The sequence below is a fragment of the Paraburkholderia humisilvae genome (genome assembly GCF_902859855.1).
Taxonomy (GTDB): domain Bacteria; phylum Pseudomonadota; class Gammaproteobacteria; order Burkholderiales; family Burkholderiaceae; genus Paraburkholderia; species Paraburkholderia humisilvae.
Map to the genome: position 1 here is coordinate 1 of NZ_CADIKH010000249.1, position 2,656 is coordinate 2,656.

1 protein-coding gene is annotated in these 2,656 nt (G+C 61.3%); it reads right to left on the reverse strand.

All coding sequences use genetic code 11. The features are described 5' to 3' along the window. Positions 1–1,131: 1,131 nt before the first annotated feature. The coding region (locus HV796_RS41545) for a hypothetical protein (protein ID WP_175233453.1) at positions 1,132–2,656 on the reverse strand (1,525 nt) is incomplete at its 5' end.

Consider the following 2,656-nt stretch of genomic DNA (forward strand, 5'->3'; position numbering starts at 1 on the left):
GCCAGTGATCCGGATGGAGGGTATTGCCGCACCAAAGCCTGAGTAATGCTGCCAGTCATACCTGTCCCGTGATGATCTGAAGAGGAATTTCGCCACACAGGCGCCGCGAGGAAGCGAGGCTGCGCCCCCGGCTTCGAAACCCGGCAGGCCGACGCTGCCATCAGCGGTGCTCACACCGTCATCGACGGGCCGCCCCGCATGGCCACGTTGGGAAACGGCACTGTTGCGCCTGCCATGCTCCTGGGAGCGTCCCGCATCGCCCTGAACCTCATGCCAGGCGCGTGGATCTTATCCCGCTCCCCCTACGCGCTCAAGCAGGCTGTCCAGTCCCTTTTCGTATTCGGGCGGGAATTTTGCGCATCCGGATCAGGGACGGCTTGCATGAAATCCCGTGTCCTTGAGATAAGTCTTCAACGCCAGCGACGTGGAAAACGTAAAGACAATCACCTTTCGACTTGCGCGGCACAGGTCGACGTTCGAGAAAGCGGAATGAACATTCCTGGGACAGGGCCGCGAAATCAGTCTGATGTGGCGGCAAGCAGTTCGAAGACTCTCGTCGACCATATCACTTTCTATGAATTGGTAAGGACCTCCTTCCCCGCCGGTCGGTGTGGCACGGTGCCACGATAGCTTTACCGGCCATCAGATGAAGGAGAACGGCATGAACAGGGTTGCCCGTGTTGGCGTTGATCTGGCGAAGAACATCATGCAGCGACGCCGTGTTGACGCGGCAGAGCGTGTGGTGGTCAGGAAAGCTGTTTCGAGAGATCAGCTTCTCGAATGGATTGTGAATCGCGACCCATCCCCAGAGCGATTATCGATCGGGCGTGGGATGCCCCGTTGCGGCTGTGCCGGCGATATCGCAAGCTCGTGGCCGCGGCAAGAATGATCAGGCAGCACAGCTTCGGAGAAACGCAATTTGCCCCAGATCCCGGATAATCCAGATCTGCCCCTGAACGCCAATGGTCCGGCCTCCTGTGCGCCAAGTCGGTGGGTTTGCACCCTGCCCCTACGCCAGCCGTTCTATCGGAACGGCGGCAGAGCCGGCGATATGATTACCAGAACCGACCATCGTCCTTACCGCGACCGATTCATCATCTGCTCATTGTTGTCGTGACACAGTCGGCTGGACTATTCCCGCTTTTCTGCTTTACTTTGCAGCTTGAACCCGAAAGCCCGATTGATGGCTGCGCGCGTGTTGGTCTGCAAGCCATGATGCCGGATACCCTCGTTGACGGCCTGTTCAAGCGCCGCAGGACGCGCACCCGGACCGCTGCCCGCAGGCACCAGTTGCGACCATGACTGCCCCTGCTCTTCCAGATGCACCAGGAACCGGTTGACGCTAGAGCGGTATACAGGATCCAGCTCTTCGGGCAGATCCTTCAGCAGATCCTTGTGCTCCTGAAGATCCGGCGCAAGCGAAACTCTTTTTATGTCGCCTTGCAGTTTGAACCCGAAGGCCTGGTTGATGGCTGCGCGCGTGTTGGGCTGCAAGCCATGATGCCGGATCCCCTCGTTGACGGCCTGTTCCAGCGCGGCAGGACGCGCACCCGCACCGCTGCCCGCGGCCACCAGTTGCGACCATGACCGTCCCTGCTCTTCCAGATGCGCCAAGAACCGCCTGACGTTAGAGCGGTATGCCTGATCCAGTTCCTCGGGCAGATCCGCCAGCAGATCCTTGTGCTCCTGAAGACCCGTCGCTCTTTGTATGTCGCCTTGCAGCTTGAACCCGAAGGCCTGGTTGATGGCTGCGCGTGTGTTGGTCGGCAAGCCATGGTGCCGGATACCGTCGTTGACCGCCTGTTCCAGCGCGGCAGGACGCGCACCCGCACCGCTGCCCGCGGCCACCAGTTGCGACCATGACTGTCCCCGCTCCTCCAGATGCACCATGAACCGGTTGACGCGAGAGCGGTATACAGGATCCAGTTCTTCGGGCAGATTCTTCAGCAGATCCTTGTGCTCCTGAAGATCCGGCGCTCTTTGTATGTCGCCTTGCAGCTTGAACCCGAAGGCGTGGTTGATGGCTGCGCGCGTCCTGGTCTGCAAGCCATAATGCCGGATCCCCTCGTTGACGGCCTGTTCCAGCGCGGCAGGACGCGCACCCGCACCGCTGCCCGCAGGCACCAGTTGCGACCATGACTGTCCCTGCTCTTCCAGATGCACCAGGAACCGCCTGACGCTAAAGCGGTATGCCTGAACCAGTTCTCCGCGCAGGTCCTTCAGCAGATCGATGTGTTCAGGTAATGCCGGCACGAACCGTGCACGGGGCTTTGCGCGACTGCTGCCTAGGAGAGGGGCAGCAGGCTGTCGACGCCCTGGCACGTTCAGGCTGTCATGGATCTGCTGCTCCGCATGGGAAAGCGGCAGTCCACGCGCCTGCTCCGCGTGGGCCCAGTCAACCAGTGCCGTGCCTGCCGGATCTGCCCTCCGGCTTTGAGGTGCAACGTCAACGGGTGAGCCAGAATGCGGCCTGTCGTCCAGATCCGCGAGTTCGTTGTCCACCTCATCCGCTGACAGCTGGGGCAAGCGATGGGGTTCAGGCGCGCCACCCTTCAGACCCGGAGCATTCCGGGCCTGCTGCCACTGGCCCTCCCGGTTTTCCAGACGGATCGTCCGCTCCCGTCCGCCGCCATGAGCATCCACCGGGTTCCATACC